The sequence below is a fragment of the Caballeronia sp. INML2 genome (assembly GCF_023631365.1).
Taxonomy (GTDB): domain Bacteria; phylum Pseudomonadota; class Gammaproteobacteria; order Burkholderiales; family Burkholderiaceae; genus Caballeronia; species Caballeronia turbans.
This window is the reverse complement of record NZ_JALQDH010000069.1, coordinates 24,915-51,444: the sequence shown is the minus strand read 5'-3', so window position 1 is coordinate 51,444 and position 26,530 is coordinate 24,915. Positions and strand designations below refer to the sequence as shown.

25 protein-coding genes are annotated in these 26,530 nt (G+C 62.5%); 21 read left to right on the top strand and 4 right to left on the bottom strand.

What is annotated here, in order from left to right; all coding sequences use genetic code 11:
- Window positions 1-2 precede the first annotated feature (2 nt).
- From NCT32_RS23715 to NCT32_RS23660, 12 genes are all read left to right on the top strand, one after another.
- Complete coding sequence (locus NCT32_RS23715) at window positions 3-563, top strand: MSMEG_0567/Sll0786 family nitrogen starvation N-acetyltransferase (RefSeq protein WP_061119139.1); 561 nt, start codon at window positions 3-5, stop codon at window positions 561-563.
- Complete coding sequence (locus tag NCT32_RS23710; protein WP_250490590.1) at window positions 560-1,510, top strand: sll0787 family AIR synthase-like protein; 951 nt, start codon at window positions 560-562, stop codon at window positions 1,508-1,510. Before NCT32_RS23715 ends, NCT32_RS23710 begins: the two co-directional genes overlap by 4 nt.
- Window positions 1,498-2,685, top strand: coding sequence for an MSMEG_0565 family glycosyltransferase (locus tag NCT32_RS23705; RefSeq protein WP_409219305.1), 1,188 nt, complete (start codon window positions 1,498-1,500; stop codon window positions 2,683-2,685). The genes NCT32_RS23710 and NCT32_RS23705 overlap by 13 nt, the downstream gene beginning before the upstream one ends.
- A gap of 13 nt (window positions 2,686-2,698) precedes the next feature.
- A complete protein-coding gene (locus NCT32_RS23700; protein ID WP_061119137.1) occupies window positions 2,699-2,983 on the top strand; it encodes an MSMEG_0570 family nitrogen starvation response protein in 285 nt (94 codons plus the stop codon).
- A 25-nt stretch (window positions 2,984-3,008) separates the two neighbouring features.
- Complete coding sequence (locus tag NCT32_RS23695) at window positions 3,009-4,298, top strand: MSMEG_0569 family flavin-dependent oxidoreductase (RefSeq protein ID WP_061119136.1); 1,290 nt, start codon at window positions 3,009-3,011, stop codon at window positions 4,296-4,298.
- Between the two features lie 6 nt (window positions 4,299-4,304).
- On the top strand, window positions 4,305-5,132 hold the full coding sequence (locus NCT32_RS23690) for a Pnap_2097 family protein (RefSeq protein WP_061119135.1): 828 nt from the start codon (window positions 4,305-4,307) through the stop codon (window positions 5,130-5,132).
- Window positions 5,129-7,234 (top strand): methylmalonyl-CoA mutase, encoded by a 2,106-nt coding sequence (gene scpA, locus NCT32_RS23685; protein WP_061119134.1) that lies wholly within the window; start codon window positions 5,129-5,131, stop codon window positions 7,232-7,234. Before NCT32_RS23690 ends, scpA begins: the two co-directional genes overlap by 4 nt.
- Window positions 7,235-7,531: 297 nt before the next feature.
- Entirely contained in the window at window positions 7,532-8,833 is a 1,302-nt protein-coding gene (locus NCT32_RS23680; protein ID WP_061119133.1) for a gallate dioxygenase, read from the top strand.
- Between the two features lie 26 nt (window positions 8,834-8,859).
- On the top strand, window positions 8,860-10,209 hold the full coding sequence (locus NCT32_RS23675) for an aromatic acid/H+ symport family MFS transporter (protein WP_061119132.1): 1,350 nt from the start codon (window positions 8,860-8,862) through the stop codon (window positions 10,207-10,209).
- Between the two features lie 15 nt (window positions 10,210-10,224).
- Window positions 10,225-11,250, top strand: coding sequence for an amidohydrolase family protein (locus NCT32_RS23670; RefSeq protein ID WP_061119131.1), 1,026 nt, complete (start codon window positions 10,225-10,227; stop codon window positions 11,248-11,250).
- 1 nt (window position 11,251) lies between these two features.
- Complete coding sequence (gene ligK / locus NCT32_RS23665) at window positions 11,252-11,935, top strand: 4-carboxy-4-hydroxy-2-oxoadipate aldolase/oxaloacetate decarboxylase (protein WP_061119130.1); 684 nt, start codon at window positions 11,252-11,254, stop codon at window positions 11,933-11,935.
- Window positions 11,936-11,940: 5 nt separating this feature from the next.
- Entirely contained in the window at window positions 11,941-12,624 is a 684-nt protein-coding gene (locus NCT32_RS23660; protein ID WP_250490589.1) for a substrate-binding domain-containing protein, read from the top strand.
- A 91-nt stretch (window positions 12,625-12,715) separates the two neighbouring features.
- Here the strand turns inward: NCT32_RS23660 and NCT32_RS23655 are convergent, their stop codons facing one another.
- The 3 genes from NCT32_RS23655 to NCT32_RS23645 form a co-directional block, all read right to left on the bottom strand.
- A complete protein-coding gene (locus NCT32_RS23655) occupies window positions 12,716-13,636 on the bottom strand; it encodes a dihydrodipicolinate synthase family protein (RefSeq protein WP_061119129.1) in 921 nt (306 codons plus the stop codon).
- A gap of 295 nt (window positions 13,637-13,931) precedes the next feature.
- Window positions 13,932-14,933, bottom strand: a complete 1,002-nt coding sequence (locus tag NCT32_RS23650; RefSeq protein ID WP_061119128.1) for a 4-hydroxythreonine-4-phosphate dehydrogenase PdxA — start codon at window positions 14,931-14,933, stop codon at window positions 13,932-13,934.
- Between the two features lie 120 nt (window positions 14,934-15,053).
- Window positions 15,054-16,229 (bottom strand): L-rhamnonate dehydratase, encoded by a 1,176-nt coding sequence (locus NCT32_RS23645; protein WP_061119127.1) that lies wholly within the window; start codon window positions 16,227-16,229, stop codon window positions 15,054-15,056.
- Between the two features lie 145 nt (window positions 16,230-16,374).
- On the opposite strand from NCT32_RS23645, the gene NCT32_RS23640 reads away from it, so the two are divergent.
- Entirely contained in the window at window positions 16,375-17,298 is a 924-nt protein-coding gene (locus tag NCT32_RS23640; protein WP_250477727.1) for a LysR family transcriptional regulator, read from the top strand.
- A gap of 19 nt (window positions 17,299-17,317) precedes the next feature.
- On the opposite strand, the gene NCT32_RS37480 is transcribed toward NCT32_RS23640, so the two are convergent.
- Entirely contained in the window at window positions 17,318-17,788 is a 471-nt protein-coding gene (locus NCT32_RS37480; RefSeq protein ID WP_061119125.1) for an Lrp/AsnC family transcriptional regulator, read from the bottom strand.
- A 294-nt stretch (window positions 17,789-18,082) separates the two neighbouring features.
- Between NCT32_RS37480 and NCT32_RS23630 the strand changes: the two genes are divergently transcribed.
- The 8 genes from NCT32_RS23630 (at window position 18,083) to NCT32_RS23595 (ending at window position 26,483) form a co-directional block, all read left to right on the top strand.
- Window positions 18,083-18,910 (top strand): alpha/beta hydrolase, encoded by an 828-nt coding sequence (locus NCT32_RS23630; protein WP_061119124.1) that lies wholly within the window; start codon window positions 18,083-18,085, stop codon window positions 18,908-18,910.
- Window positions 18,911-19,852: a tryptophan 2,3-dioxygenase gene (locus NCT32_RS23625; RefSeq protein WP_061119123.1), complete on the top strand. Its 942-nt coding sequence runs from the start codon at window positions 18,911-18,913 to the stop codon at window positions 19,850-19,852. It abuts the gene before it with no gap.
- A 3-nt stretch (window positions 19,853-19,855) separates the two neighbouring features.
- Window positions 19,856-21,082: a kynureninase gene (gene kynU / locus NCT32_RS23620; RefSeq protein ID WP_061119122.1), complete on the top strand. Its 1,227-nt coding sequence runs from the start codon at window positions 19,856-19,858 to the stop codon at window positions 21,080-21,082.
- A 69-nt stretch (window positions 21,083-21,151) separates the two neighbouring features.
- Window positions 21,152-22,549, top strand: coding sequence for an amino acid permease (locus tag NCT32_RS23615; RefSeq protein WP_250477726.1), 1,398 nt, complete (start codon window positions 21,152-21,154; stop codon window positions 22,547-22,549).
- Window positions 22,550-22,582: 33 nt separating this feature from the next.
- A complete protein-coding gene (locus NCT32_RS23610; RefSeq protein ID WP_061119120.1) occupies window positions 22,583-23,716 on the top strand; it encodes a cupin domain-containing protein in 1,134 nt (377 codons plus the stop codon).
- A 43-nt stretch (window positions 23,717-23,759) separates the two neighbouring features.
- Window positions 23,760-24,716, top strand: a complete 957-nt coding sequence (locus NCT32_RS23605) for a fumarylacetoacetate hydrolase family protein (protein ID WP_061119119.1) — start codon at window positions 23,760-23,762, stop codon at window positions 24,714-24,716.
- Window positions 24,716-25,732 (top strand): carbon-nitrogen hydrolase family protein, encoded by a 1,017-nt coding sequence (locus tag NCT32_RS23600; protein ID WP_061119118.1) that lies wholly within the window; start codon window positions 24,716-24,718, stop codon window positions 25,730-25,732. The genes NCT32_RS23605 and NCT32_RS23600 overlap by 1 nt, the downstream gene beginning before the upstream one ends.
- The gene (locus NCT32_RS23595; protein WP_061119117.1) at window positions 25,725-26,483 is read left to right on the top strand and encodes an Asp/Glu racemase; all 759 of its coding nucleotides are present in this window, start codon (window positions 25,725-25,727) and stop codon (window positions 26,481-26,483) included. Before NCT32_RS23600 ends, NCT32_RS23595 begins: the two co-directional genes overlap by 8 nt.
- Window positions 26,484-26,530: the final 47 nt, after the last annotated feature.

Sequence of the window (26,530 nt, the reverse complement as noted above, 5' to 3'; positions counted from 1 at the left end):
CCATGTTCGTCGAAGCCATCGTCGGCGATGCGTTCGATCTCGACTACACGCCGGTCGAATACCGCGTGAAGTGGGCAACGCTGCCGTGGGAAGAGGATGAAGCGTACACGCTGCGGCGCGCGGTGTTCTGCATCGAGCAGGGCGTGTTCGTCGGTGACGATCGCGACGAGATCGATGAGCGCGCGCAGTTGCTGGTCGCGCTGAGTTGCGTCGCAGGCATGCCGGAGCAGGTGGTCGGCACCGTGCGCATCCACGAGACGGAGCCGGGCGTGTGGTGCGGCTCGCGGCTCGCGGTGCACGCGGCCTTCCGCTCGCATGGAAAGATCGGCTCGACGCTCATCCGGCTCGCGGTATCGAGCGCGCATGCGCTGGGCTGCGAGACTTTTCTCGCCCATGTGCAGGCGCAGAACGTGCCGCTCTTTCGCCGTCTGCGCTGGGACACGCAGCAGGAGGAAACGCTGTTCGGCCGCCCTCATCATTTGATGCGCGCGCAACTCGACGCGTACCCGCCGTGCCTGACCCCGCAAAGCGGTTTCGTCGCGCTGGCGCGGAGGCTGCCGTGAGCGCGCTCGCCGGACTGGTCGAGCGCCTGCGCGAGAGTCGCGGCTTTCGTCACAAGAACGATATCTCGCATGTGCTTTCGCGTCTTCGTCCGAACGCGCAATCCGTGGCGATCGGCGATGACTGCGCCGCGATTCCCGACGGCGATGGCTATCTGCTCTTCGCGATCGAAGGCATGGTGAGCGACTTCGTTCGCTCGATGCCCTGGTTCGCCGGCTACAGCGGCGTGATGGTGAACGTGAGCGACATCTACGCGATGGGCGGCCGCCCGCTCGCCGTCGTCGATGCGCTGTGGAGCGGCAGCGCACACGCCGCCGGCGAAGTGCTCGCGGGCATGGCGGCGGCATCGGAGGTGTATGGCGTGCCGGTCGTCGGCGGACACAGCAACGTGCGCAGCGACGGCGCGCAACTCGCGGTGGCGATCGTAGGACGGGCGCGCAAGCTTCTGACCAGTTTCGATGCGCGCCCGGGCGATGCGCTCGTGATGGCCGTCGATCTGCGCGGCAGGTTCGAGGAGCCGTATCCGTTCTGGAATGCATCGGTGGGGTCGCCCGAAGGCCGCGCACGCGCCGATTTCGAATTGCTGCCCGCGCTCGCCGAAGAGGGTCTGTGCGATGCCGCAAAGGACATCAGCATGGCGGGCGTGCTTGGGACCGCATTGATGCTGCTCGAATGCTCGAAAGCCGGCGCGCGTATCGACCTCGATGCGTTGCCGCGTCCCGCCGATGTCGGGATCGAACGCTGGCTCACGGCGTTTCCGAGCTTCGGCTTCGTGCTTTCCGTGCGTCGCGAGCATGTCGGCGAGGTGCTGGCCCGTTTCGCCGGGCGCGATCTCGCGAGCGCGGTGATCGGTGAAGTCGATGCCTCGCGCGAAGTGGCCGTGACGCGCGGCAGCGAGGCCGCCTTGCTGTGGAATCTGCGTGAGGAGCCGTTCATATGTGCGCGATGAACACACTGCGCGTCGCGCTGCTCACGCATTCGGTGAACCCGCGCGGCGGTGTCGTGCATACGCTCGAACTCGGGCGCGCATTGCATGAACTTGGTCATGACGTCACGGTGTTCGCGCCGGCGCGCGCGGGCGAGTCGATGTTCCGCGCATCGCCGTGCCGCATCGTGCTGGCGCGAATCGAAGGCGCGCAGCAAGGTCTGGCGGGCATGGTCGGCGAGCGCATGAACGCATTGAAGCGGACGCTCGCGGACCAGGGCACCGGTCTCTTCGATGTGATGCACGCGCAGGACAGCATCGGCGGCAATGCGCTGGCGGACCTGAAGGAACAAGGGGCGATTCGCGGTTTCATTCGCACGGTGCATCATCTCGACCATTTCGACGATGCGCGGCTCGCGCACTGGCAAACCCGCGCATGGCGCGATGCCGATGCCGTGCTGTGCGTGAGCGAAGCCTGGACGCACACGATGCGTTCGACCTGCGGCATCGCGGCGCATACGGTCACCAACGGCATCGACCGCGCGCGCTTCGGGGCATCGGCGGATGGCGAAACAGCGGCGTTGCGCGAGCGCTTCGGTCTCGGCGCGGGACCGGTCGTGCTGGCGGTGGGCGGCATAGAGGCGCGCAAGAATACCTCGATGCTGCTCGAAGCGTTCGCATTCTTGCGCCGCCGGCGGCCCGGCGCGCAACTCGTGCTCGCGGGCGGCGCAAGTCTGCTCGATCACGACGTCTATACGCGCGGCTTTCTCGCACGCGCCGCCGAACTGCGACTGGACGTGAGCGGCAAAGGCACGCCGGTCGTCGTCACCGGCGCGCTGCCCGATGCATCGATGCCCGCGCTTTATCGCCTGGCCGGTGTCGTCTCGATGATCTCGCTGCGCGAAGGCTTCGGCCTCGTGGTGCTGGAGGCGCTGGCGAGCGGGCGTGCGGTCGTGGTGTCGCACATCGCGCCGTTCACCGAATATCTCGACGATAAAGCGTGCCTCTTCGCCGATCCGCACGACGCGCAAGCCATTGCCGCGGCACTCGACACGGCGCTCGAGGGCAGGAGCGGCATCGACTTCCTTCACGCCGTGCCCGCGCTGCTGCGGCGCTTCACCTGGCGGGCAAGCGCCGTGCGTCATCTCGACATCTATGGCAGGTGGCTCGCGCGCGCGCCGCTTGCGCTCAACCCATAACGGAGGCTTGCACATGCCTGTCATGCACTTTCGAATTCGCTGGCCGGACGGCGTCGAGGCGAACTGCTATTCGCCCTCTACGGTCGTCAGCGAATATTTCGCGGTGGGCGAAAGCTATGCCGTCGGCGACTTCGTCGCGCGCTCGCGCGAGGCGCTCAACATCGGCTCGCAGCGCGTGCGCGAGAAGTACGGCTTCGCGTGCTCCGCGGCGCTCGATCAGCTTGCACGTATCGAAGACGATGCGGGACGGTTTGCCGATGCGCACGATGCGCGCGTGACCGTGCTCGCGCTCGATTGACCCATTTGTCGAAGAGGAAGCGGATATGTCGAACATCGAATCCACTCAGGCAGCGCCGGAACATCTCGGCGTGATCGTCATCGGCGGCGGGCAGGCCGGGCTCTCGGTCAGCTACTTTCTGCAACAGGCGAATATCGGGCATCTCGTGCTCGAAAAGCACAGTCTCACGCACACGTGGCGCACACAGCGCTGGGACACGTTCTGTCTCGTGACGCCCAACTGGCAATGCGCGCTGCCGGGCCATCCATACGATGGCCCGGACCCGCACGGCTTCATGAAGAAGGACGAGATCATCGCCTATCTCGATGCGTTCATCGCCAAGGTGAACGCGCCGGTGCTCGAAGGCGCGGCTGTCACGCGGGTAACGCGCAACGCCGGTGGCGGCTACATCGTCCAAAGCACGCGCGGGACGTATACGGCCGATCAGGTGGTCGTCGCGTCGGGCGGCTATCACACGCCGATCGTGCCGCGCATGGCGGAGCGCCTGCCGCAGAGCATCGTGCAGGTGCAGTCGTCGGAATACCGCAACGCCGACGCGCTGCCACCCGGCGCGGTGCTCGTCGTCGGCTCGGGGCAGTCCGGCGCGCAGATCGCGGAAGATCTGCACCTGGCGGGCCGCAAGGTGCATCTCGCGGTCGGGGAGGCGCCGCGTTGCGCGCGCTTTTATCGGGGCCGCGACGTCGTCGACTGGCTGGCCGACATGCGCTACTACGACATGCCGGTGACCGATCATCCGCTGCGCGAAGGCGTGCGCGACAACACCAATCACTATGTGACGGGCCGCGACGGCGGACGCGATATCGACCTGCGCCGCTTCGCGTCCGAAGGCATGGAACTGTTCGGGCGGCTGGAGGACTTCCGCGATGGAAAACTGCGTTTTGCGCCGAACCTGCGCGCCAACCTCGACGATGCGGACGACACGTACAACCGCATCAACGCGAGCATCGACGGTTTCATCGAGAAGCATGGTATCGATGCGCCGGCTGCCGCGCGGTATGAGCCGCTGTGGCATCCGCCGGCTGAACGCGCGGAACTCGATCTGCAGGCGAGCGGCATCACGTCTATCGTGTGGTGCATCGGCTTCACGCCGGACTTCGCCTGGCTCGACGCCCCAGTGTTCAACGGGCGCGGATATCCGGCTCACGTGCGCGGCGTGACGGCCGTTCCGGGCATTTATTTCGTCGGCCTCCCGTGGCTGCATACGTGGGGCTCGGGACGCTTCTCCGGCGTCGCGCGCGACGCGCAGTACGTCGTCGACGCGATCTGCGCGCAGCGCTCGAACGTGCCCGATCATGTGTCGATTGCGTGTGCGTGAAGAAGCATGACGCCTCCTTACGACGACACTTACCGCGCCGGCATGCCGCAACTCAACTACGCCGGCCTGTCCGAAAACTGGCTGCTCAAGGAATGCGGCGACCGGCACTGGGGCGCACTCGCGCAAGCCACCGGCAGCGACTTCGTCGCCGATGAAGGCACGCGCGCCTATGCCGCGTTCACGTCGATCCGGCTGCGCGCGCACGGCATGCACGAGGTGCGCGAGAACGACGCGTTCCGCATTCGCACGGAGCTTGCGCGGATCGGCGCGGCGCGGCATATCAGCGAGCATCGCGTGGAGCGTGAACATGGCGCGATCGCCTCGCTGTCGATGATGTCCACCTTCGTGCGGCGAACCGAGGCGCGTAACAACCGCTCGGTCGCGCGCGCGAGCTTTGCGAAAATGAAGGGCGACATCGCGCCGATGAACGCGGCGATCACCGACATACAGGACGCCGCGCGCCAACTGCGCCTGTGCGAAGCGGGGCCGCGCCTCGTGGAAATGGGCCTGCGCGCGGAAGACTGCGCGCCGGTCGAGTTTCTGCCGTGCCCTTACAACGATTTCAATGGCGCGCACTTCCTCTACTTCGCAAGCTTCCAGGGCTTTGTCGATCGCGCGGAATGGCAGACCTGGCGTCTCGCGGATACCCCCGCGCTCGTCTCGCGCGAACTGCATTATCACGGCAACATCGACGTCGGCGAGAGCCTGCGCCTGACGTTTCGGCGCGCCTTCGTCGACGAGACACGCGTGGCGCACTGGTGCGAGATCGAACGCACGAGCGACGGCAGGAAGATCGCCGACGTCCTCACGCACAAGGCCCGGAGGCGCGCATGAGCCGTCCGCGACGCGTTCCATTGAAGCCGCTTTACACTTCGGCGGATCTTGACCGCATCGAGCATCTCGGTTCGCAACCCGGCGCGCAACCATTCGTGCGCGGACCGTATGCCTCCATGTACACGGCGAAACCCTGGACCATTCGCCAGTACGCCGGTTATGCGGACGCCGCAGATTCGAATCTCGCGTTTCGCAAGGCGCTCGCACACGGGGCGCAAGGCCTGTCTGTGGCCTTCGATCTGCCGACGCAGCTCGGCTACGATTCCACCGATCGCGAAGCATGCCCGGACGTCGGCCTCGCAGGCGTGGCGATCGATACTGTCGACGACATGGCGCGTCTCTTCGAAGGCATCGCGCTCGATCGCGTGTCCGTCTCGATGACGATGAACGGCGCAGTGCTGCCGGTACTCGCCGCTTTCATCGTCGCGGCCGAAGAGCGCGGCATCGCGATGGATTCGCTCTCGGGCACGGTGCAGAACGACATCCTCAAGGAGTTCATGGTGCGCAATGCCTACGTGTTCGCGCCGGAACCGTCGATGCGCATCGTCGCGGATGTCGCGCAGTTTCTGAACGAACACATGCCGCGCTTCAAGGCGCTTTCCGTGTCGGGCTATCACTTTCAGGAAGCGGGCGCGGATGCATCGCTCGAACTTGCGCTCACGTTCGCGAATGCCCGCGAATATCTTCGCGCGTTGCGTGCGCGCGGCCTGGAGGCCAATGCCGTTTGCGAGCAACTGAGCTTTTTCTTCGGCGCCGGAACGGACTTTTATACAGAGATCGCGAAACTGCGCGCGGCGCGCTTGCTGTGGTCGAGAATCGCGGCCGAAGAGGGTGCGAGCACGCCGAAAGGCCGTGCGCTACGCATGCACTGCCAGACTTCGGGCTGGTCGCTCAGCCCGACGCGCACGCATAACAACATCGTGCGTACGACCGTCGAGGCGATGGCGGCCGTGTTCGGCGGAACGCAGTCGCTGCACACGAATGCGCATGACGAGGCGCTCGCGCTGCCATCCGCATCGGCTTCGCAACTCGCGCGCGACACGCAACTCATCCTTCAGCACGAAATGGGCTTGTGCGACGTGATCGATCCGTGGGCCGGCTCGTACATGATGGAATCGCTGACGGCGGATCTTGCCGGGCGGGCGCGCGACATGATCGACGCAATCGAGGCGGGCGGCGGCGCGCGCGAGGCGATTCGCACGGGCTGGGTTCAGCAGCAGATTCGAGCAAGCGCGGCGGCGACGCAGGCGCGCATCGATGCGGGGAAACAGGTGATCGTCGGCACCAACGCCTTTCCGGCAATCGAGGCAGATGATGATGCTCCCGAATGTGTCGCAATCGATGGGGAACGTGTGCGCGTGCAACAGTCGCGCAGAATTTCCGACGTCAAGCGCCGACGCGACGAGTATCGGGTGAGCACGACGCTCTCGGCATTGACTCGCGCCGCACACGACGATGCCGCAAACCTGCTTGCACTGACAATCGATTGCATGCGCGCACGGGCGACGGTGGGTGAATGCACGCGTGCCCTTGAAGCAGTTTGGCCGCGCCATGTGCAGGCATCCGGCGTTGTGTCGAATGCGTATGGAACACGATGTGGAGAGGACGAGGCATGGCATGCGGTGAGGGCACAGGTAGCGCGTCTCGCGAAAAAGCTAGGCAGAAGACCACGCCTGCTGATGGCAAAACTCGGACTCGACGGACACGATCGCGGCGCGAACGTGGTGTCGGCGGCGCTGAAGGACGCGGGCTTCGATGTAGCGATGAGCGGCCTGTTTGCTTCGCCGACGCGTGCAGCGAGGATTGCCGGGAAAGAAGGATGCGACGTGATCGGTATTTCGTCGCTCGCGGGAGCGCATGGAAGTCTCGTCCTTCAATTCATGCGCGAGCTTGGAGAAATAGACGTATGTGCGCCGGTAGTCGTCGGCGGGATCGTGCCAGATCAAGACGCGCTTTCTCTGCGGAACATAGGCGTGGCAGAAATCTTCGGACCGGGGACAACCGTACACGAGATCGTCGAGCGGCTTGTGCGGCTGATTGAAACGAGCCGCCTCGGTGGGTTGACCCGGCGCGTGCCAGAACGCACGCGAGTCCTCGAATAAGGGTACCGTCTGTACGCTTGATGGATCTTGTCCGAAGATCACGCCTCGCTCATTGCCGTGGACCTGACCCAGACGGTTTCTCGCGACCTCTTGCGTCCTGCTTCACGAGCCATCAGTTTTGTTTATCGACATATCGCTGGTAGTAGGCGGCCGCACGCCTCGCTGCGGCCGTCCCACCGGGCTTTCCACGCGTCAGAACCCTATCCGCAAAAGCAAGATGGTGGTTTACGCGTAGTACCAGCCACGCTGCCTTCATCGCTACCCTTCGGGCTTACGCATTCTGAAGGAGTAGCGCACATGGCACGGATCATCGGAGGCATTGCCGCCTCGCACACACCGACTATCGGTTTCGCGTTCGACAAGAACAAACGCGACGATCCCGTCTGGGCGCCGATCTTCGAGAACTTCGCGCCGCTCACGAACTGGCTCGCGGAGAAGCAGCCCGATGTCATCGTCACGATCTACAACGACCACGTCACGTCATTCTTCTTCGATCACTACTCCGCATTCGCACTCGGCGTAGGACCGCAATGGCGCGTTGCGGACGAAGGCGGCGGCGCACGCGACCTGCCGCCGATCAAGGGTCATCCGGCGCTTGCCGCGCACATCGGCACGTCGCTGATGTCCGACGAATTCGACATGTCGTTCTTCCAGAACAAGGCGCTCGATCACGGCTGCTTCTCGCCGCTTTCGATGCTGTGCCCGCACGAACCCGAATGGCCGGTGAAGCTCGTGCCGCTGCAAATGGGCGTGCTGCAATTGCCCGTGCCGAGCGCGCGCCGCTTCTACAAGCTGGGTCAGGCGCTGCGCCGCGCGATCGAAAGTTATCCGGAGGACATCAAGGTCGCGATTCTCGCGACGGGCGGTCTTTCGCATCAGGTACACGGCGAACGCGCGGGCTTCAATAACACGGCATGGGACGCGCGCTTTCTCGATCTCTTCGAGCGCGATCCCGAACAACTCGCGGACATGACCATCGCCGAATATGCGGCGCTCGGCGGCTACGAAGGCGCCGAAGTCATCATGTGGCTCACGATGCGCGGCGCGTTGTCGTCGAATGTCGTGTGCAAGCATCGCAGCTATTACCTGCCGTCGATGGCGGGCATCGCGACCGCGATCTATGAAGGCGAGGATAGCGAGATCAAGCCGGCGATCATCGAGCGTCATCGTCAGAAGATGGCGGTGCAGCTCACCGTTGTCGAGAACCTCGAAGGCACCTATCCGTTCTCGATCGAAACCGCCGTGCGCGCGTATCGCATCAACGACTATCTGCATCGCATGGTCGAGCCCGCGCATCGCGAGGCATTCAGGCAAGACGAGGAAGCGAGCTTCGAGGCGGCCGGTCTCAGCGAAGAGGAGCGGGACCTCATTCGCCGGCGCGACTGGCGCGGCCTGCTTCATTACGGCGTGATTTTCTTCATGCTGGAGAAGCTCGGCGCGGTGACCGGCGTGTCGAACCTGCACATCTACGCCGCGATGCGCGGCGAAACACTCGAAGCATTTCAGAAGACCCGCAATGCGCCCGGTGCACTGTACTCGGTCGCGGGCAAGGGCGCGGGCAAGCTCGACTGGGACAAGGCCGGGAAGGCCAAAGACTAAGCAGGCAACGGGGACGGGAGACACATATGACTATCGGTAAAACCATCGACATCAAGGGCTTCATCGACGAACGCCCGATTTCCGCCTACCAGTGGCTGCTGGTGGCGCTGTGCTTTCTGATCGTGACGGCCGACGGCATGGATGTCGCGATCATGGGCTTCGTCGCGCCTTCGATCATCGCGGACTGGCACATCTCGCGGCCCGCGTTCGGCCTCGTGATGAGCGCGGCGCCCATTGGTCTCGTGATCGGCGCGCTCGCGGCAGGCCCGGCGTCGGATCGCATCGGACGCAAGTGGGTTCTGATTGCGTCGGTGTTTCTCTTCGGCGTGTTCACGATCGCCACCGCGTTCACGAATTCGCCTTCGAGCATGGCCTTGCTGCGCGTGCTGACCGGCATCGGCCTCGGCGCCGCGATGCCCAATACGACGACGCTGCTCTCCGAGTACGCGCCGCAACGCAAGCGCGCGCTACTGATCACGATCATGTTCACGGGCTTCAATCTCGGCTCGGCGCTGATCGGCTTCCTCGCCGGCGCCTTGATTCCGGTGCACGGCTGGCGCTCCGTGCTGATCTGTGGCGGCGCGCTGCCGCTCGTGCTGATTCCGCTGCAAATCTGGCTGCTGCCCGAATCGGCGCGTCTGCTCGCGGTGCGCGGCGCGAGCTCGGCACGCATCGGCAAGGTGCTCGGCCGCGTATGCGGCGCGCGCTTCGACGGCACGGAGACGTTCGTATCGAACGAGCCGCCGCTGCCGACGAAGAAGCCCATCGGCGTGTTGTTTTCGCATGGCTACGGCCTGATGACGGCCGCGCTGTGGGCGACCTATTTCATGGGCCTGCTCGTGATCTACCTGCTCACCGGCTGGCTGCCGACGCTGATGAAGGACGCGGGGCTCACGGTATCGTCGGCGGCGAACATCACGGCGATGTTCCAGATCGGCGGCACGATCGGCGCGATCATCGTCGGGTGGATCATGGACAAGGTGCGCCCGGCGCCCGTCATCAGCGCGGCGTATCTCGGCGGCGCGGTCTGCGTGCTCGGGCTCGCCTGGATCGGCGCGTTGTCGTCGTCGCTGGCCGTGCTCGTGTTCGCAGCGGGCTTTTGCATGAGCGGCGCGCAAACGGGCCTCAACGCGTTCGCGCCGAGCCGTTATCCGACGGTTGCGCGTGCCACCGGCGTGAGCTGGATGCTCGGCATGGGCCGCTTCGGCAGCATCTTCGGCTCCGCGTTCGGCGGCGCGCTGCTCGGCCTCGGCTGGGAGTTCGGCGCGATCCTCGCGATCCTTGCCGTGCCCGCGACGCTCGCCGCGATTTCGATACTCGTCGCGCAACGCACGCATGCCGACGAAGCGCACGCACAAACCAAAGCAGCACATTAGTACCTGGAGTGACGCATGATCATCGACATTCACGGCCACTACACGACCGCGCCGAAGGCGCTGGAAGCGTGGCGCAACCGGCAGATAGCCGGCATCGAGAATCCTTCGGCGATGCCGGCCGCATCGGAGCTGCATATCAGCGACGATGAACTGCGCGAATCCATCGAAGCGAATCAGCTTCGACTGATGCGCGAACGCGGCCTCGATCTCACCGTGTTCAGCCCGCGCGCGAGCTTCATGGCGCATCACATCGGCGACTTCGAAGTGTCGAGCACGTGGGCCGCGATCTGCAACGAGCTGTGCTATCGCGTGAGCGAGCTGTTTCCGGACAGCTTCATTCCGGCGGCGATGCTGCCGCAGAGTCCGGGCGTCGATGTCTCGACGTGCATCCCCGAGCTCGTGAAGTGCGTCGAGCAATACGGCAATGTCGCGATCAACCTGAATCCGGACCCGTCGGGCGGCCACTGGACGAGCCCGCCGCTCTCGGATCGCTACTGGTATCCGATCTACGAAAAGATGGTCGAGTACGACGTCCCCGCGATGATTCACGTGAGCACAAGCTGCAACGCGTGTTTCCATACGACGGGCGCGCATTACCTCAATGCGGACACCACCGCGTTCATGCAGTGCCTCACGTCCGATCTGTTCCGCGATTTCCCGACGCTCAAGTTTGTGATTCCGCACGGCGGCGGCGCGGTGCCGTATCACTGGGGACGTTTCCGGGGTCTCGCGCAGGAGCTGAAAAAACCCTTGCTGAAGGATCATTTGCTGAACAACGTGTTCTTCGATACGTGCGTCTATCACCAACCGGGCATCGACTTGCTGACGCGCGTGATCCCCGTCGACAACATTCTGTTCGCAAGCGAGATGATCGGCGCGGTGCGTGGCATCGATCCTGAAACGGGGCATTATTTCGACGATACGAAGCGCTATGTCGAGGCTGCGCACATCGAGCCCGACGCGCGCTACAAGATCTACGAAGGCAACGCGCGCCGCGTGTATCCGCGCCTCGATGCGGCGCTCAAGGCAAAGGGACGCTGACATGTACGAACTGGGTGTGGTGTATCGCAACATCGGTCGCGCGAACGCGGATGCGGCGGAAAAGCTCGGCCCGCTCGGCGCGGCGACCGTGCACGAAGCAATGGGCCGTGTCGGCCTGATGAAGACCTACATGCGGCCGATCTACGCGGGCGCGCAGGCGAGCGGCACGGCCGTCACCGTGCTGCTGCAACCGGGCGACAACTGGATGCTCCATGTCGCCGCCGAGCAGATTCAGCCGGGCGATATCGTCGTGGCTGCCTGCACGACCGATAACACCGATGGTTTCTTCGGCGATCTGCTCGCCACGAGCTTCAAGGCGCGCGGCGCGCGGGCGCTCATCATCGACGGTGGCGTGCGCGATGTGCGTGTGCTGACCGGGATGAACTTCCCGGTCTGGAGCCGCGCGATTTCGGCGAAAGGCACGGTGAAGGCGACGCTCGGCTCGGTGAACATTCCCGTCGTGTGCGCGGGCGCATGGGTGAACCCGGGTGATGTGATCGTCGCGGATGACGACGGCGTCGTCGTCGTGCCATCCGCATCGGCGCAGCAGGTGCTCGACAAGGCCGTCGCGCGCGAGGCGCTCGAAGAAGAGAAGCGCGCGAAGCTCGCAAGCGGCGTGCTCGGCCTCGACATGTACGCCATGCGCGAACCGCTGGAAAAAGCGGGGCTGCGCTATATCGATTGATGACCATGAGCATCACCGCTATCTCTTCGATGGCGACGCGCCAGGTGCTCGATGCGCTTGCCTCGACATTCGAAGCGCAGACGGGGCAGCGCATCGCGATCGAATCGGTGGGCGGCGTCGCGGCGTTAAAGCGAATCGAGGAAGGCGAGGCGTTCGATATCGTCGTGCTCGCTTCGGACGCGATCGACCGGCTCGCGGCGGCGGCGCGTATCGATGCAACGAGCCGCGTGCGCATCGCGCGCTCGGGCGTGGCCATCGCGGTGGCGTCGGGCTCGCCGCGTCCCTCCATCGACGATGAGGCGGCCGTGCGCGAGGCGGTGCTCGCGGCGCGCAGCATCGGATATTCGACGGGGCCGAGCGGCGTTTATCTCATGCGTCTGTTCGAGCGCTGGGGCATTGCGGAACGCATCGCGTCGCGCATCGTGCAGGCGCCGCCGGGCGTCGCGGTGGGCGCGCTCATCGCGCGTGGCGAGGTTGAACTGGGCTTTCAGCAGATGAGCGAGATGACCGGCCTCGAAGGTATCGACGTGCTCGGCATGTTGCCGCCTGCGATTCAGACTCTCACGGTGTTCGAAGGCGCGATATGCGCGAACGCGAATGCGCCGCAACTGGCTCGCGCGTTCCTTGCGTTTCTCGGTTCGTCCAACGCCGATAGCGCGAAGGTACGGCACGGCATGGAGCCTTGCTAACAAGACTGATTGCACGCCGCGGAACAGGCGCGGGAACGCCTGGGCGTTCCCGCGATGAAGGCCGATACGGAAAAAGAAGCGCCGGCGCCAGTCAATGTCCCCAGCGCAGCACGAGCGGATCGAGCTTGCGCGCGACTTTCAACAGCCCTTCGCGCACGGCGGGATGCATCGGCGCGAGCGGATGACGCACCGCATCCGAGCGAATGACGCCGCCTTCCTTCATCAGGGTCTTGCATGCGGCGAGACCGCATTGCCGGTTCTCGTAGTTGATGAGCGGAAGCCATTGCTGATACAGGTCGGCGGCTCGGTCGGTGTCGCCCGCGAAGTAAGCATCGACGATCTTGCGAATGCCGTCCGGGTAGCCGCCGCCCGTCATCGCGCCCGTGGCGCCCGCATCGAAGTCGGGGATCAGCGTGATCGCTTCTTCTCCGTCCCACGGACCGACGATCGCATCGCCGCCCAACCCGATCAGTTCGCGCAGCTTCGAGGCGGCCTGCGCCGTTTCGATCTTGAAGTACGACACATGCTCGACGTCGCGCGCGAGCTTCGCGAGAAACGATGCAGAGAGCGGCGTGCCCGCGACGGGCGCGTCCTGAATCATGATAGGAATGTCGATCGCATTCGATACTTCGCGATAGAACTCGTGAATGCCGCGCTCTCCGACGCGAATCGTCGCGCCATGATACGGCGGCATGATCATGACCATCGCAGCGCCCGCGTCTTGCGCTGCGCGGCTGCGCTCGGCGCACACGCGCGAGCTGAAATGCGTCGTCGTGACGATGACGGGCACGCGCCCGGCGACATGTTCGAGCACGGTGCGCTGCACCGTATCGCGCTCGGCATCGGACAGTGCGAATTGCTCGGAGAAGTTCGCGAGTATGCACACGCCGTGCGAACCGGCGTCGATCATGAAATCGATCGCGCGTTTCTGGCCTTCGAGATCGAGGCCGCCTTGATCGTCGAAAATGGTCGGGGCGACGGGGAAAACGCCGCGATAAACAGGTGCAGCCATTGAAGTGTGTCTCCTTTGATTGGTTCAGATCCGCTACAGCGTCGCGTTATCGAAGGATAGCGCGAGGCGTTCTTCCCGCGCGCGATGCGTCCGTTGCGCCCGACGCTCCAGCTTACCCCAGCTTCGCCTATGCCCGATATCCAGAGCCATACGTTCGGCCATTGCGCAAGCGCATCTTCGTTGAATTGCCGCCACGGCGCCTGCAATTCGAACATCAGGCCGCTTTTCGGCGCGATGCGCCGCCGCTTTCGGGAAAGCGCGGCGCAAAGTTTCGGTGCGCTCTTGCATCATGGCCTCAGGCCAGGCGATCTTGCGCCATGCGCACGGCGATGTCGAACGCTTTCTGCGTCGCGCCGACATCGGCACGGCCCTGGCCGTGGATATCGAACGCGGTGCCGTGCGCGGGCGTCGCGATCGGCACGGGCAGGCCGCCGTGCACGGTGACGCCGCGCCAGAAGCCCATCAGCTTCATCGCGATCTGACCTTGGTCGTGGTACATCGTGACGACGCCGTCGAAGACCTTCTGATCGCGTGCGCGCACGAAGATGGTGTCGGCGGGGAAGGGGCCTTGCGCATCGTAACCTCGAGCGCGCGCATGTTCGACGGCTGGCGCGATCACGTCGATTTCCTCGCGACCGAACGCGCCGTTGTCGCCGTTGTGCGGATTGAAGCCGCATACCGCGATGCGCGGCTGCGCCACGCCGGCGCGGTTGAGGCCGTCATGAATCAATTGCACCGCGCCGCCGATGCGCTCCTGCGTGAGTCTCGCGCTCACATCCTTCAACGCGATATGCGACGTCACGCGCGAGGTCCAGAGCTCGTCGAGGACATTGAATTCGCAGAATGCGCCGCTGAAATCGAGCTGGCGCGCAAACCATTCCATCTCGTCGTTCGTCTCCATGCCGGCCATATGCAGCGAGGTCTTGTTGACTGGCGCGAAGAGCATCGCCTGCGTGCGGTTGGCGCGCGTCATCGCAAGGGCTTGTTTGAAGGCTTCGAGGCTGTACCGGCCGCCGCGTTCGGTCGATACGGCGCGCTCATAGGGGGCGTCGTCGGGGAGGCGGAAGTCGATGAGCGATGGCACGTCGGTGTCGCGCGCGGCGTCGTCGACGCGCTCGACCAGTCGATAGTCGAAGCGCTGCTGCGCGATCTCCATGCCGTGATCCAGCTCGCGCTTGTCGCCGACGATGAGCAGATCGGCGCGCGCGCGATTCTCAGCCTTCGCGATGAGGCGCGCGATGAGTTCGGGACCGATGCCGGCGGGATCGCCGAGAAGAACTGCGATGAGAGGTTTCATGTTGGTAGGGTCTCGTATCTCGTGATCGGTTGCAAGCGGGGGCGGCGCCGGTCGAGGGCGGTCGAACCGAAGATATGCACCCGCGCGCACGCGCCGTAAAAGTGCAGCCGCGTGTTTGCATCACTCGATGATGTCGAAGTCGCTCAGATGCTTGTCGGACAGCGTGATGCCGAGACCCGGCGTTTCATCGGAAAGTTGCAGATAACCGTTTTGCGGTTGCGGCTCGCCGTCGAAGATGTAATAGAAGAGCTCGTTGCCCACTTCCACATCGAACACGGGGAAGAACTCGGACATCGGGCTCGCGGTGCTCGACATCGTCAGGTGATAGTTGTGCATCTGCCCCGCGTGCGGAATCACAGGAACGGACCACGCTTCGGCCATCGCGTTGATCTTGCGCGCGGCGGTGATGCCCCCCACGCGATTCGTATCGTACTGAATGACATCGACGGCGCGGCGTTCCAGCAGATCCTTGAAGCCATAGCTCGTGAACTCGTGCTCGCCGCCGGAGATCGGCACGATGTTCATTTTCTTCAGCTCCTGATAGCCTTCGACGTCGTCGCCGATCACGGGCTCTTCGAGCCAGCGCGGATTGAACTCGGCAAGACGCGGCAGCATGCGGCGCGCGTATTCCAGCGTCCAGCCCATATAGCATTCCAGCATGATGTCCACATCGTCGCCTGCGAGTTCGCGCAGCAGGCGCACCTGCTCCAGATTCTTCGCCATGCCCTTCGGACCATCTTTCGGGCCGTAGCCGAAGCGCATCTTCATCGCGGTGAAGCCCTGGTCGAGATAGCCCTGGGCTTCCGCGAGAAAGGCGTCGCGGTCGTCGTTGTTATAGAGCTTCGATGCGTAGCACCAGATGTTTTCTTTCGTGCGGCCGCCGAGCAGCTTGAAGACGGGCTTTTTCACCGCCTTGCCCATGATGTCCCACAGGGCGATATCCATCGCGGAGATCGCCGCCATGCCGATGCCCTTGCGGCCCCATGCGAGCGTGCGCCGATACATCTTCTGCCAGATATATTCATGATCGAACGGATCTTCGCCGATGGCGATAGGCGCGAGATATTCATCGACGATCTGCTTCGCGACACGCGGCGCGAGCGCGCAATTGCCGATGCCGATGGTGCCGTCGTCGCATTCGATCTCGACGACGAGCCAGCCGTGAAAGCGGAACGAGCCCATCGCGTCGCCGCGCTCGTAGAGGATATCGACGGCATTCGTGCAGAAGTGCGCTTGCGGCGGAACGACCTTGCCTTTCCATTCGAAAACGCGTGCGCGGACGTGCTTGATCTTCATCTTCGGTGTCTCCGGGTTCTATTCGGGTGGGGCCGCTGAAACGAGGGTTTGCGCGGCTGTATCGGGTAGCGCTAGTGTGCGAAACTCCGCGATAACTGACCATTGAATTATTTGCATCAGGCTATTTCCTGGAGTTATCGCTCGCATGATCGCGCCCGCCACGGCCATACGCAAACGCCTGCGCCTGCGTCATCTGCAATTGATGACGGCGCTCTCGGAAACGGAATCGCTCAGAAGCGCAGCCGACGAGCTCTCGATGACGCAGCCCGCCGCGACCAAGGCGTTGAAGGAGCTGGAGGACACCATCGGGGCAACGTTATTCGTGCGTCATGCGCGAGGGATGGAGCCGACCATCTACGGAGAGGCGGTGATGCGATACGCGCGCGTCGTCTTCGAGGATCTCGATGAATTGCGCGAGGAACTGGCGGCGATCGAGGCGGGCGATATCGGCAAGGTGCGCATCGGCGCGGTGATGGCGCCGGCTCCCGATTTGCTCACGAAGGTGATCGTGCAATTGAAGGAAGCGCATCCGCGCCTGCAGATCAGCGTGCAGATCGACACGAGCGATGTGCTCGTGCAGGCGTTGCAGCAGGATCAGCTGGATATCGTGGTGGGGCGCATTCCTTACGGCTTTTCCGCGCTGGATCTGACGTTCGAGACCTTGTCGGAAGAGGCGCTCGCGATCGTCGCGCGGCCGGATCACCCGGCTGTCGGCATGACGGCGAAACCGAAGCTCGCCGATCTCGCGAAGTATCCGTGGATCGTGCAGCCGCATCCGAGTCCGATGCGGCAGATCATCGACCAGACGTTTCGGGAATCGCGCGTTGCGCCGCCGGTGAGTACCGTCGAGACGTCTTCTATTCTGACGACCTTGTCGCTCTTGAGGGATTCGGACATGCTCGCCGTGCTGCCGAGTTCGGTCGCAGACTATTATTCCGCGCTCGATACGATCGCTTCGTTGCCCACCGCATTGCGTGGGCGCCTCGCGCCTTATGGGTTGATTCTCAGAAAGAACCGGCGGATCAGTCCGGCGACGCAGCTGGTTATCGAAGCGATTCGGCAGGCGTGAGGGAGTAGCGAGGCGGCGCTCAGTCGAGCGGCAGACGGTTGGATTCCTTTATCGTGTGCATGACAAATGCACTGCGTACCTCCCTGACATGGGGCAGCGCCGCCAGGACTTTCCGGCTGAAGTTGGCGAATCCGTCGAGATCCGGCGCGACGATCCGCAGAAGATAGTCCTCGACACCGGACAGGATGTAACACGACAGGACCTGGTCGATTGCCTGCAGGGAAGTCTCGAACTCGACGGCGTCCCGTTCCTGATGGGACGTGATCTTCACAAAGACGAAGGCGTCGATTCCGAAGCCGAGGGCCTTCCGATTCAGGTCCAGGTGATAGCCTTCGATAACCCCGACCTCTTGCAGGCGTTTGACGCGACGCCACACCGGCGATGAGGAACTGTTCATTCGCTCGGCCAGTTCCGCCATGGATATGCGCGGATCTTCCTGCAGATGGCGAAGAATCTGACGATCGGTCGAACTGAGCGGCGTGGTTTCCACTGCGATTTCCTCTGGAACGAATTTGTGTCTGCTGCGGGATCGCGGGTCAAGTCTATCGGATATTCGGCACCGTTCGGCAAGTTCATGCCGATGCTACTTTATTTCGCGTGATATCAGACCGCGAGCGCTAGGGTTGACCCTGATCTCTTAGCGTCGTCCTTAAAGGTCGGCAAATCATTTCGCCTTGAAGTTATATGCCGGCATCACATGCCGCTCTCGCCGATTAAACCGGCAAAAATAGAAAAGAAAAACCGCCTGTCAAAAACTAGAATTTTTTGCATCAGGAGACGAGACATGTGGCAAGAATTCACTCAGGCACAGTTGGAGCGGGAGTACTCGCCTAGCTCCGTCGCCCACGACTACCTGGCGGTCGTCGCTGCCTACACTGCCGAGAGCGAAGCGGTATCGGCATCCCTCGTAAGCTATCGGCTGAAGTACGGCTTGCCGTCCGATGAGTATTCGATCGTATTCCCCGCCCGGACCTCGGCGGGTGCGATCGTGGTTTTTATCCACGGCGGCTACTGGCAGGAACTCTCCGCGGAGGATTCCTGCTTCCCCGCGCGGGAGTTCGTCGAACGCGGTGTGTCGTATGCGGCCGTGAACTACACACTCGCGCCCCTTGCGAACATCGGCATGATGATTCGGCAATGTGAAAGGGCGATACGCGCCATTGCTGCCGCTCATCCTGACCTGAAGCTCGTGATCGCGGGAAGCTCAGCAGGGGCACACCTTGCCGCAATGATGGCGACGCTCGATTGGGAGCCCGAGCTCGAGACGCGAATCAAGGGTTATGTGCTTGCGTCGGGCGTCTACGATCTGCGCCCGATCGTAGGCACCTACATCAACGAGCCGCTCGATCTGAGCAGCGAGACGGCTTTAGCGGTAAGCCCGATGTTCATCAAGACCCGCCATCGCTTGCCTACACTCATAAGCTGGGGTGAGCACGAAACTGCTGAATTCAAGCGTCAAAGCCTTGAATACGCACAGCGCCTGACCGATGACGCCGTGCCTGTACGGCTCCTCGAAGTCTCCGGACGCAACCACTTTGACATCCTGTTCGATCTGGCGACGCCGTCCAGCGAACTGGGCGCCGCAATTGAACATTTGATTGGAGCAAAGTAAATGTCTGCAAGCCGCAAACGCGTGATTCCGGAAATCCGCAATCCGGAACTGGAGCTATCGCTCGTCAGTGAAATTGCTATTTCGACGAACGAAACGCGCAACGAAGCGGTGAAGACCACGGCCGGCGAGCCGATGGTCAGCTTCGAGGGAAAGAGCAATCCCTACATCGATTATCACCGCAACGACCTGTTGCTCAGCATCCAGCACATGCGCAGCGAAGGGCACGATGAAATGGTGTTCATCCTGATGACGCAGTGCAAGGAGTTGACGTTCAAAGCTATCCATTACGAGCTGTACAACATGCAGTTGCGTATCACACGAGACGACGTGAGCGGGGCGCTCGAGCTCGTCCCGCGCGTGAAGCGCCTGTTCGAGTACCTGATCAAGACCTGGGACGTGTTGTCGACGATTACGACGCACGGCTTCAACGAGTTCCGCAATCATCTGGGCGTGTCTTCTGGACAGCAATCGTATATCTACCGGCACGTCGAATTCATTCTCGGCAACAAGTCGAAGCGACTGGCGGCGGCGCATTCGAATAACCCCGATGTCTATCCGCAATTGCAAGAGGCACTCAACAATCCGAGCCTGTACGACGATGTACTGGCGCTGCTGCATCGCCGGGGTATTCCGGTGCCGGAGCAAGCGCTGGATCGTGCCTGGTCGGAAACTTACGCGTCCAATCCCGAGGTCGAGAAAGCATGGCTCGCGGTTTATGCGGACCCGTCGCCGGACAACGACCTCTACCTTCTCGGCGAAGCGCTGATCGAAATTGCGGACCTGTTCGCCCAATATCGCTGGCGGCACTTTACCTCGGTGGAGCGCATTCTCGGTTTCAAGCCCGGTACGGGCGGTTCCGCAGGCGTCGGCTGGCTCAAACATGTCGTCGAGCTTCGCTTCTTCCCGGAACTCTGGTCTATCCGCACTGTGTTGGGGGCGTGAGAGATGAATGATATGACCGTTCCCGCATCTCCCGCTCGCGATACGTTCGCGCTGACTCGGGAAAAATTTTCCCTGCCGGAGGGTGTTCGATACTTTGATGGAAACTCGCTGGGCCCACTGCCCAAGGCCGTTCAGATGCAGGCCTATATCACGACGACCCACGAGTGGGGCGACGGGTTGATCCGCTCGTGGCGGAGCGCGAAATGGAATACGCTGCCGCAGCGCGTCGGCGATGCGATCGGCCGTTTGATCGGCGCGGCCGCGGGACAGGTGGTTGCCTGCGATTCCACGTCGGTCAACCTGTTCAAGGTCTTGACCGCGGCGCTACGCCTGCGTGCCGACCGGAAGGTGATCTTGACCGACGCATCGTCGTTTCCGACCGACCTTTACATCGCCGAGCAGGTGGCTCGGCTGTGCGGTGCGGAGATACTCAACTTGCCGGTGAGCGAATTTCCGAAATTCCTGAACGATCGCGTGGCGGCAGTATTGCTGTGCCATGTCGACTATCGCAGCGCCGAGGTTTATGACCTCGCTCGCCTGACACGCGCGGCACATCGGGCCGGCGCGCTCATGGTATGCGACCTTTCGCATTCCGCCGGTGCGATTCCCTGCAACCTCGACGAGTCCGAGGTCGATTTCGCGGTCGGCTGCGGATACAAATACTTGAACGGCGGTCCCGGTGCACCCGCTTTCCTGTACGCCGCGAAGCGTCACCACACGGATTGCGAACAGCCGCTGACCGGATGGTTCGGGCACGCCGCGCCGTTCGAGTTCACGCCGTCCTATGCGCCCGCGCCGGGCATCGAGCGCTTTCTCTGCGGGACGAATCAGGTGATCGCGCTTTCGCTCCTGAACCGTTCGCTCGAAGTGTTCGACGGAATTTCGATCGAAGAAATCAGAACCCGAAGCCTCGAGTTGACCGAGCAGTTCATATCGAGCGCGGAGAACCGGCTTGCTCCGCACGGGTTCGTGGTCGCCTCGCCGAAGGATTCGAATGTGCGCGGAAGCCACGTCTCGCTTCGTCACCCGCAAGGCTACGCCATCATGCAGGAGTTGAGCCGGCGAGGCGTAATCGGGGACTTCCGCATGCCGGATTTCATGCGATTCGGCTTCGCGCCGCTCTTCAACACGGCGGATGAAGTGGAGTACCTCGTGGATCAAATCGATCAGATCATGACGACTCGTGCCTGGGACAACCCCGACTACGAACAGCGTCGCGCCTTCACGTAAGCACGTAGCCGCAACAAAGAGAATGGAAACTTTCCATTTAATCAGTATAACGAATCGACGGAGACATGAATGAGTGCGGTCAAAGGATTCAAGGTCATCGCGGACAGAGAAGGCGGACTGAAGCGATCTCTTACACGAGCTCAACTGATGATGATCGCCATCGGAAGCGCGATCGGCACAGGCCTTTTCCTGGGCAGCGGCGCCGCGATCCATCTTGCCGGGCCGAGCGTCATTATCAGCTTTGCAATCGGCGCTTTTATTGCCCTTCTTCTCATGGGTTGTCTGGCCGAAATGGTGGTCACACATCCGAGTACCGGCTCGTTCGGGTCGTACGCGGAACATTATCTGGGAGGCCTGGCGGGGTTCGTCGTCAGATACGCATACTGGATCTCCGTCGTGCTCGTGATCGGCGCCGAAGTGACGGCGATATCCGTCTATATGCACTTCTGGTTTCCAACCTCTCCGGGCTGGTTGTGGATCGTCGTCTTCTCCGCCGCGCTGATCGCGATCAATGCCCGAAGCGCCAGCGCCTTCGGAGCGGCGGAGTACTGGTTCTCGATCGTCAAGGTAGCCGCCATCGTCGGATTCATCATCCTCGGCAGCTACGCGGTGTTTTCCGCTCCTGAAAATAGCTCAGTGGGCCTCGCGAACTTCTATGTCGACGGCGGATTCTTTCCGAACGGATTCTCAGGAACATGGAACGCGGTGGTGGTTGCGGTATTCAGCTTTATCGGCATCGAGTTTATCGCCGTGGCGGCAGGCGAGGCCAATGAACCCGAGCGCGCCGCAAGGAGCGCATTCAAGTCGGCGCTTCTTCGACTCGTCATCTTCTATATTTTGACGATCGGTTTGATGGTTGCCATCGTTCCCTGGCAGTCCGCCGGCACCGGCAAAAGTCCATTCGTGATGGTGATGGAAAAGATCGGAGTGTCTGGCGGTCCGAGCGTCATGAACTTCGTTATCTTGACGGCCGCCTTGTCGGCGATGAATGCCCAGTTGTACGTCGCGACACGGATGATCTTCAGCCTGTCACGGAGTGGCTATGCGCCGGCGTTCCTGAGCAGTGTCAGCAGTAACGGCGTACCCGTTCGCGCTTTGCTGCTTTCGTCCCTCGGTGTGGCCTTTGCAGCGATCACGAGCGTCATGATGCCCGGAGGATCGTTCATTCTGGTCATGTCGATTGCGATGTTCGGGGCGCTCTTCGGCTGGCTGATGATCTTCGCGACTCATCTTCGGTTCCGTATGGCGTGCAAGCGCGATGGTGTTACCCCGGCCTTTCGACTGCCCTTGTTCCCGATTCCCACTTTGCTCGGCCTCGTCATGATGGTAGCGGTCATCGTCTCGACGTTCTTCGTGCCCGCGTTCCGCATGTCGGTGGTTACGGGTGTTCCGATGCTCGTCGCTCTCATGGTGACCTATGCGCTGCTTAAAAAGCCGGATCCGCAAAAACTTCTGGCGGTCGAGTGACCTGGAAATGAGCCGATCGACTGGAGCAACGCGATGACCAAGTACGACACTTTTCGCGAAGAGATGGCGGGCCGGGCAAACGTCGAAGATTCGCCTGAACTCATCGCTTATTACCGCGACCTCGAGCGACTCAAGACCGGTGCACTGTGGACCGTGGCCAACAAGATCGAACCGTGGCAGCCGAAATCGGAATCGGTGCCCGTGATCTGGCGCTATCGCGACCTTCGCGAACATGTGCTGCGTTCCGTGCGGCTCGTCACGCCGGAGAAGGCTGGCCGGCGGGTGATCTTCTTCGAGAACCCTGGAAGGCGGGATGTATCGGCGGCAGTGGGATGGCTCTACTCGGGACTGCAGGTCATGCATCCGGGCGAGCGGGCCACCGCGCATCGGCACTCGTCTTCTGCGCTGCGTTTCATCATGGAAGGAAGCGGCGCATACACGATCGTCGATGGTCACAAGATGACGCTCGGCGCGAACGACTTCGTGCTCACGCCGAATGGCACATGGCATGAACACGGCGTCGAGGAGAACGGGACGCCATGCATCTGGCAGGACGGTCTGGATATCCCGCTGGTCAACGCACTCGAGGCCGGGTTCTATGCGGTGCACCCGGATTTGCATCAGGCCGTCGGATTTCCCGTGGATGACGGCGTGAGCATGTGGGGCGCGGCCGGACTTCGTGCGCATCAGGCTGGCTGGGACAAGCCTTATTCCCCGTTGTTCAAGTACCAGTGGGAACCGACGTACGATGCATTGAAAAACTACGCCGCGAACCACGATGACAACCCGTTCGACAGCGCGCTGATGCACTACACGAATCCTGTTACCGGTGGCCACGTCATGGCGACCGCCGGCGCCAGCATGCAGCTTCTTCGTCCCGGCTTCGAGGGCAAGGCTCACCGTCACACCGGGAGTTTTCTTTATCAGGTGGCAAAGGGCGCGGGCTATTCGATCATCGACGGACACCGTTTCGACTGGCGCGAACGGGACATATTCTGCGTCCCCTCGTGGGCATGGCATGAGCACGTGAACCTCAGTTCGACCGAGGACGCCTGCCTGTTCTCGTTCAATGATCTTCCAGTGATGGAAAAACTGGGGCTCTTCTACGAAGAGGCCTTGGCGGATAACGCGGGCCACCAGCCGGTTTCTTCGCAGCCAGCGCTTTGAGCGAAATTTCGCGTCGGAACTTTTGATTCAAGAGACACACATCATGCAACTCGCTACCTATCGAACGAATGTTACCGCTGCCGCCCGGCTCGGCGCGGTTGTCGGTGATTTCATCATCGACATCGAGCAACTCGGTGCTCACGCCGGTGTCACGCTTCCCTCCGATATGCTCGAATTCATCGACATCGGGCCGCACGCGGTCGAGCGCGTTGCGAAGCTGCTGGAGCAGCACGGGGGGAACGGGCCGCTGGACTGTGCTGTTCCGCTCGTGAACGTGAAGCTGCTCGCACCCATTCCGCGGCCGCGGAAGAACATATTCGGCGTCGGATTGAATTACGTCGAACACGTGGATGAGTCGAGCCGAACACTGGACACGTCGAAGGATCTGGCGAAGCAACCGGTCATATTTTCGAAGCCTCCCACGAGCGTGATCGGAACAGGAGACGCCATCGAGCATAACGCGGCGATCACGCAGCAGCTCGACTGGGAAGGTGAGCTGGCCGTCGTCATCGGTCGTCGGGCAAAGAACGTGAGCGTGCAAGACGCGCTCGGCCACGTCTTCGGCTACACGGTCATTAATGACATCAGCGCCCGTGACAATCGCCGCGCCGGTCAATGGATCTTCTCGAAGGGCCAAGACACGTACGCACCGCTCGGACCTGTGCTCGTGACGGCCGACGAGATTGGCGATCCCCACGACCTGGACCTCGGCTTGAAGGTCAATGGCGTGGAGAAGCAACGCTCCAACACGCGCCACTTGTTGTTCGACATTCCAGCTCTGATCGCGGACATCAGTTCGGCCATTACGTTGGAACCGGGCGACATCATCGCGACGGGGACACCCGCGGGCGTCGGGGCGGGACGATCGCCTCAGGAATGGTTGTGGCCGGGCGATGTCGTCGAGGCGTGGGTCGAAAAGATCGGTACGCTGCGCAACCCGGTGGTCGCCGTGGGCAACGAGCCGCGAAAGACTCGGTCGCAACGTGCCGGGGATAACTGATGCTGCAACTTCGCAAATTCAAAGCCGCGGCGGTCCAGACGGCCCCTGTGTTTCTCGACACGGATGCGACCGTCGAGAAGGCAGTGAGCCTCATCGCAGAAGCAGCGGCCAATGGCGCGCAGCTCGTGGCCTTCCCGGAAGTGTTCGTTTCCGCGTATCCCTATTGGAGCTGGCTCGGCGACCCATTGCAAGGCAGCCGCTGGTTCGAGCGCCTGGCGCGCGCGGCAATCGAGATTCCCGGCCCCGAGATTTCGAAGATCGCGGAAGCAGCAGCACTGCACCGGATCAACGTGGTAATCGGTGTCAACGAGCGCAGCCGGAGTTCCATCGGGACTTTGTTCAACACCGTCGTCACGATATCCGACGAGGGGCGGATTCTCGGCCGTCATCGCAAGCTGGTGCCCACATGGGCGGAAAAGCTCACGTGGGCGCCGGGGGATGCCGCATGCCTGCGTGTTCACGCTACGAGCGTGGGACCGCTCGGCGTGCTCGCTTGTGGAGAAAACACCAACACGCTCGCGCGCTTCGCACTGATCGCGCAAGGTGAGCTGGTGCACGTCGCGAACTACATCGCGTTGCCGGCGGCGCCGCTGGACTACGACATGGCCGAAGCCATCAAAGTACGCGCGGCTGCGCATAGCTTCGAGGGCAAGCTATTCACTGTCGTCTCGTGCTCGACCGTTTCAGAAGAGATCATTGGCGCGCTCGAAACCGATTATCCGAACGCGCGCGAGCGCCTGACGCGGCGCCACAGTGCGTTTTCAGGTTTTCTCGGACCGGACGGTCGGGTGATCGGTGAACCGCTCATCGACGAAGAAGGAATCGCCTACGCGGATATCGATCTCGGAAATTGTATCCAGCCGCGCCAGATGCATGACATCGCCGGGCAATACAACCGATTCGATATTTTCCAACTTCGTGTGAAACGCAAGCCGCTGCAAGCAGCGACGTTCGAGGATGCGGCTTCCGAACAAGCCGAGAACGATAACGAGTTGCTGGAGCCCGGAAATGAGTGAAAAGAAGGCCTTTCGTATCGGACAGATCGTTCCTTCCTCGAATACCACGATGGAGACGGAGGTCCCCGCCATCTTTCGGGCGCGCGAGGCCGTCGCAAGCGAACGCTTCACGTTTCATTCGAGCCGGATGCGCATGAAGCACGTGACGAAGGAAGAGCTGGAGCGCATGGACGGCGAGAGCGAGCGATGTGCGCTCGAACTGTCCGATGCGCACGTCGATGTCATCGGCTATGCGTGTCTGGTCGCCATCATGAGCATGGGACCCGGCTATCACCACACGTCGGAGGCCCGGCTGATGCGGCGAACGGTGGAAAACGGCGCGCTGGCGCCGGTCGTGACCAGTGCGGGTGCTCTGGTCGATGGTCTCAAGACGTTGGGCGCCAGGAAGGTGTCGATTCTCACGCCCTACATGAAGCCATTGACCGGGCTGGTCATCGACTACCTCGCGAACGAGGGAATCGAAGTCGTCGACAGCATCTCGCTCGAAATCCCCGATAACATCGAAGTGGGACTTCGAGACCCGCGCGCGCCCATCGAGATAACGCGAAGACTCAATATCAGCGGAGTCGATGCCGTTGTCGCATCCGCCTGCGTTCAGATGCCGTCGCTCGCGTCCGTCCAGCCAATCGAGGATCGGATCGGCCTGCCGGTGGTGTCTTCTTCGGTGGCGACCGCATTCGCCATGCTCAAGCGGCTTGGCCTGGATCCGTCGGTGCCTGGCTTCGGCTCCCTGTTGTCCGGACGATATTGAGAAGTTCGAGCGTTACGTACGAGTGACGTTTGCGACCGAGCAAATAG

Excerpts from the sequence above, each read along its gene's own strand:
- scpA (WP_061119134.1), top strand. The coding sequence starts at position 5,129 with ATGAGCCGTCCGCGACGCGTTCCATTGAAGCCGCTTTACACTTCGGCG.
- NCT32_RS23690 (WP_061119135.1), top strand. The coding sequence starts at position 4,305 with ATGACGCCTCCTTACGACGACACTTACCGCGCCGGCATGCCGCAACTC.
- NCT32_RS23625 (WP_061119123.1), top strand. The coding sequence starts at position 18,911 with ATGTCTGCAAGCCGCAAACGCGTGATTCCGGAAATCCGCAATCCGGAA.
- NCT32_RS23610 (WP_061119120.1), top strand. The coding sequence starts at position 22,583 with ATGACCAAGTACGACACTTTTCGCGAAGAGATGGCGGGCCGGGCAAAC.
- NCT32_RS23655 (WP_061119129.1), bottom strand. The coding sequence starts at position 13,636 with ATGGCTGCACCTGTTTATCGCGGCGTTTTCCCCGTCGCCCCGACCATT.
- NCT32_RS23605 (WP_061119119.1), top strand. The coding sequence starts at position 23,760 with ATGCAACTCGCTACCTATCGAACGAATGTTACCGCTGCCGCCCGGCTC.
- NCT32_RS23675 (WP_061119132.1), top strand. The coding sequence starts at position 8,860 with ATGACTATCGGTAAAACCATCGACATCAAGGGCTTCATCGACGAACGC.
- NCT32_RS23650 (WP_061119128.1), bottom strand. The coding sequence starts at position 14,933 with ATGAAACCTCTCATCGCAGTTCTTCTCGGCGATCCCGCCGGCATCGGT.
- NCT32_RS23660 (WP_250490589.1), top strand. The coding sequence starts at position 11,941 with ATGAGCATCACCGCTATCTCTTCGATGGCGACGCGCCAGGTGCTCGAT.
- NCT32_RS23695 (WP_061119136.1), top strand. The coding sequence starts at position 3,009 with ATGTCGAACATCGAATCCACTCAGGCAGCGCCGGAACATCTCGGCGTG.
- NCT32_RS23630 (WP_061119124.1), top strand. The coding sequence starts at position 18,083 with ATGTGGCAAGAATTCACTCAGGCACAGTTGGAGCGGGAGTACTCGCCT.
- NCT32_RS23670 (WP_061119131.1), top strand. The coding sequence starts at position 10,225 with ATGATCATCGACATTCACGGCCACTACACGACCGCGCCGAAGGCGCTG.
- NCT32_RS23645 (WP_061119127.1), bottom strand. The coding sequence starts at position 16,229 with ATGAAGATCAAGCACGTCCGCGCACGCGTTTTCGAATGGAAAGGCAAG.
- ligK (WP_061119130.1), top strand. The coding sequence starts at position 11,252 with ATGTACGAACTGGGTGTGGTGTATCGCAACATCGGTCGCGCGAACGCG.
- NCT32_RS23600 (WP_061119118.1), top strand. The coding sequence starts at position 24,716 with ATGCTGCAACTTCGCAAATTCAAAGCCGCGGCGGTCCAGACGGCCCCT.
- NCT32_RS23700 (WP_061119137.1), top strand. The coding sequence starts at position 2,699 with ATGCCTGTCATGCACTTTCGAATTCGCTGGCCGGACGGCGTCGAGGCG.
- NCT32_RS23615 (WP_250477726.1), top strand. The coding sequence starts at position 21,152 with ATGAGTGCGGTCAAAGGATTCAAGGTCATCGCGGACAGAGAAGGCGGA.
- kynU (WP_061119122.1), top strand. The coding sequence starts at position 19,856 with ATGAATGATATGACCGTTCCCGCATCTCCCGCTCGCGATACGTTCGCG.
- NCT32_RS23705 (WP_409219305.1), top strand. The coding sequence starts at position 1,498 with ATGTGCGCGATGAACACACTGCGCGTCGCGCTGCTCACGCATTCGGTG.
- NCT32_RS23595 (WP_061119117.1), top strand. The coding sequence starts at position 25,725 with ATGAGTGAAAAGAAGGCCTTTCGTATCGGACAGATCGTTCCTTCCTCG.
- NCT32_RS23680 (WP_061119133.1), top strand. The coding sequence starts at position 7,532 with ATGGCACGGATCATCGGAGGCATTGCCGCCTCGCACACACCGACTATC.
- NCT32_RS23640 (WP_250477727.1), top strand. The coding sequence starts at position 16,375 with ATGATCGCGCCCGCCACGGCCATACGCAAACGCCTGCGCCTGCGTCAT.
- NCT32_RS23715 (WP_061119139.1), top strand. The coding sequence starts at position 3 with ATGTTCGTCGAAGCCATCGTCGGCGATGCGTTCGATCTCGACTACACG.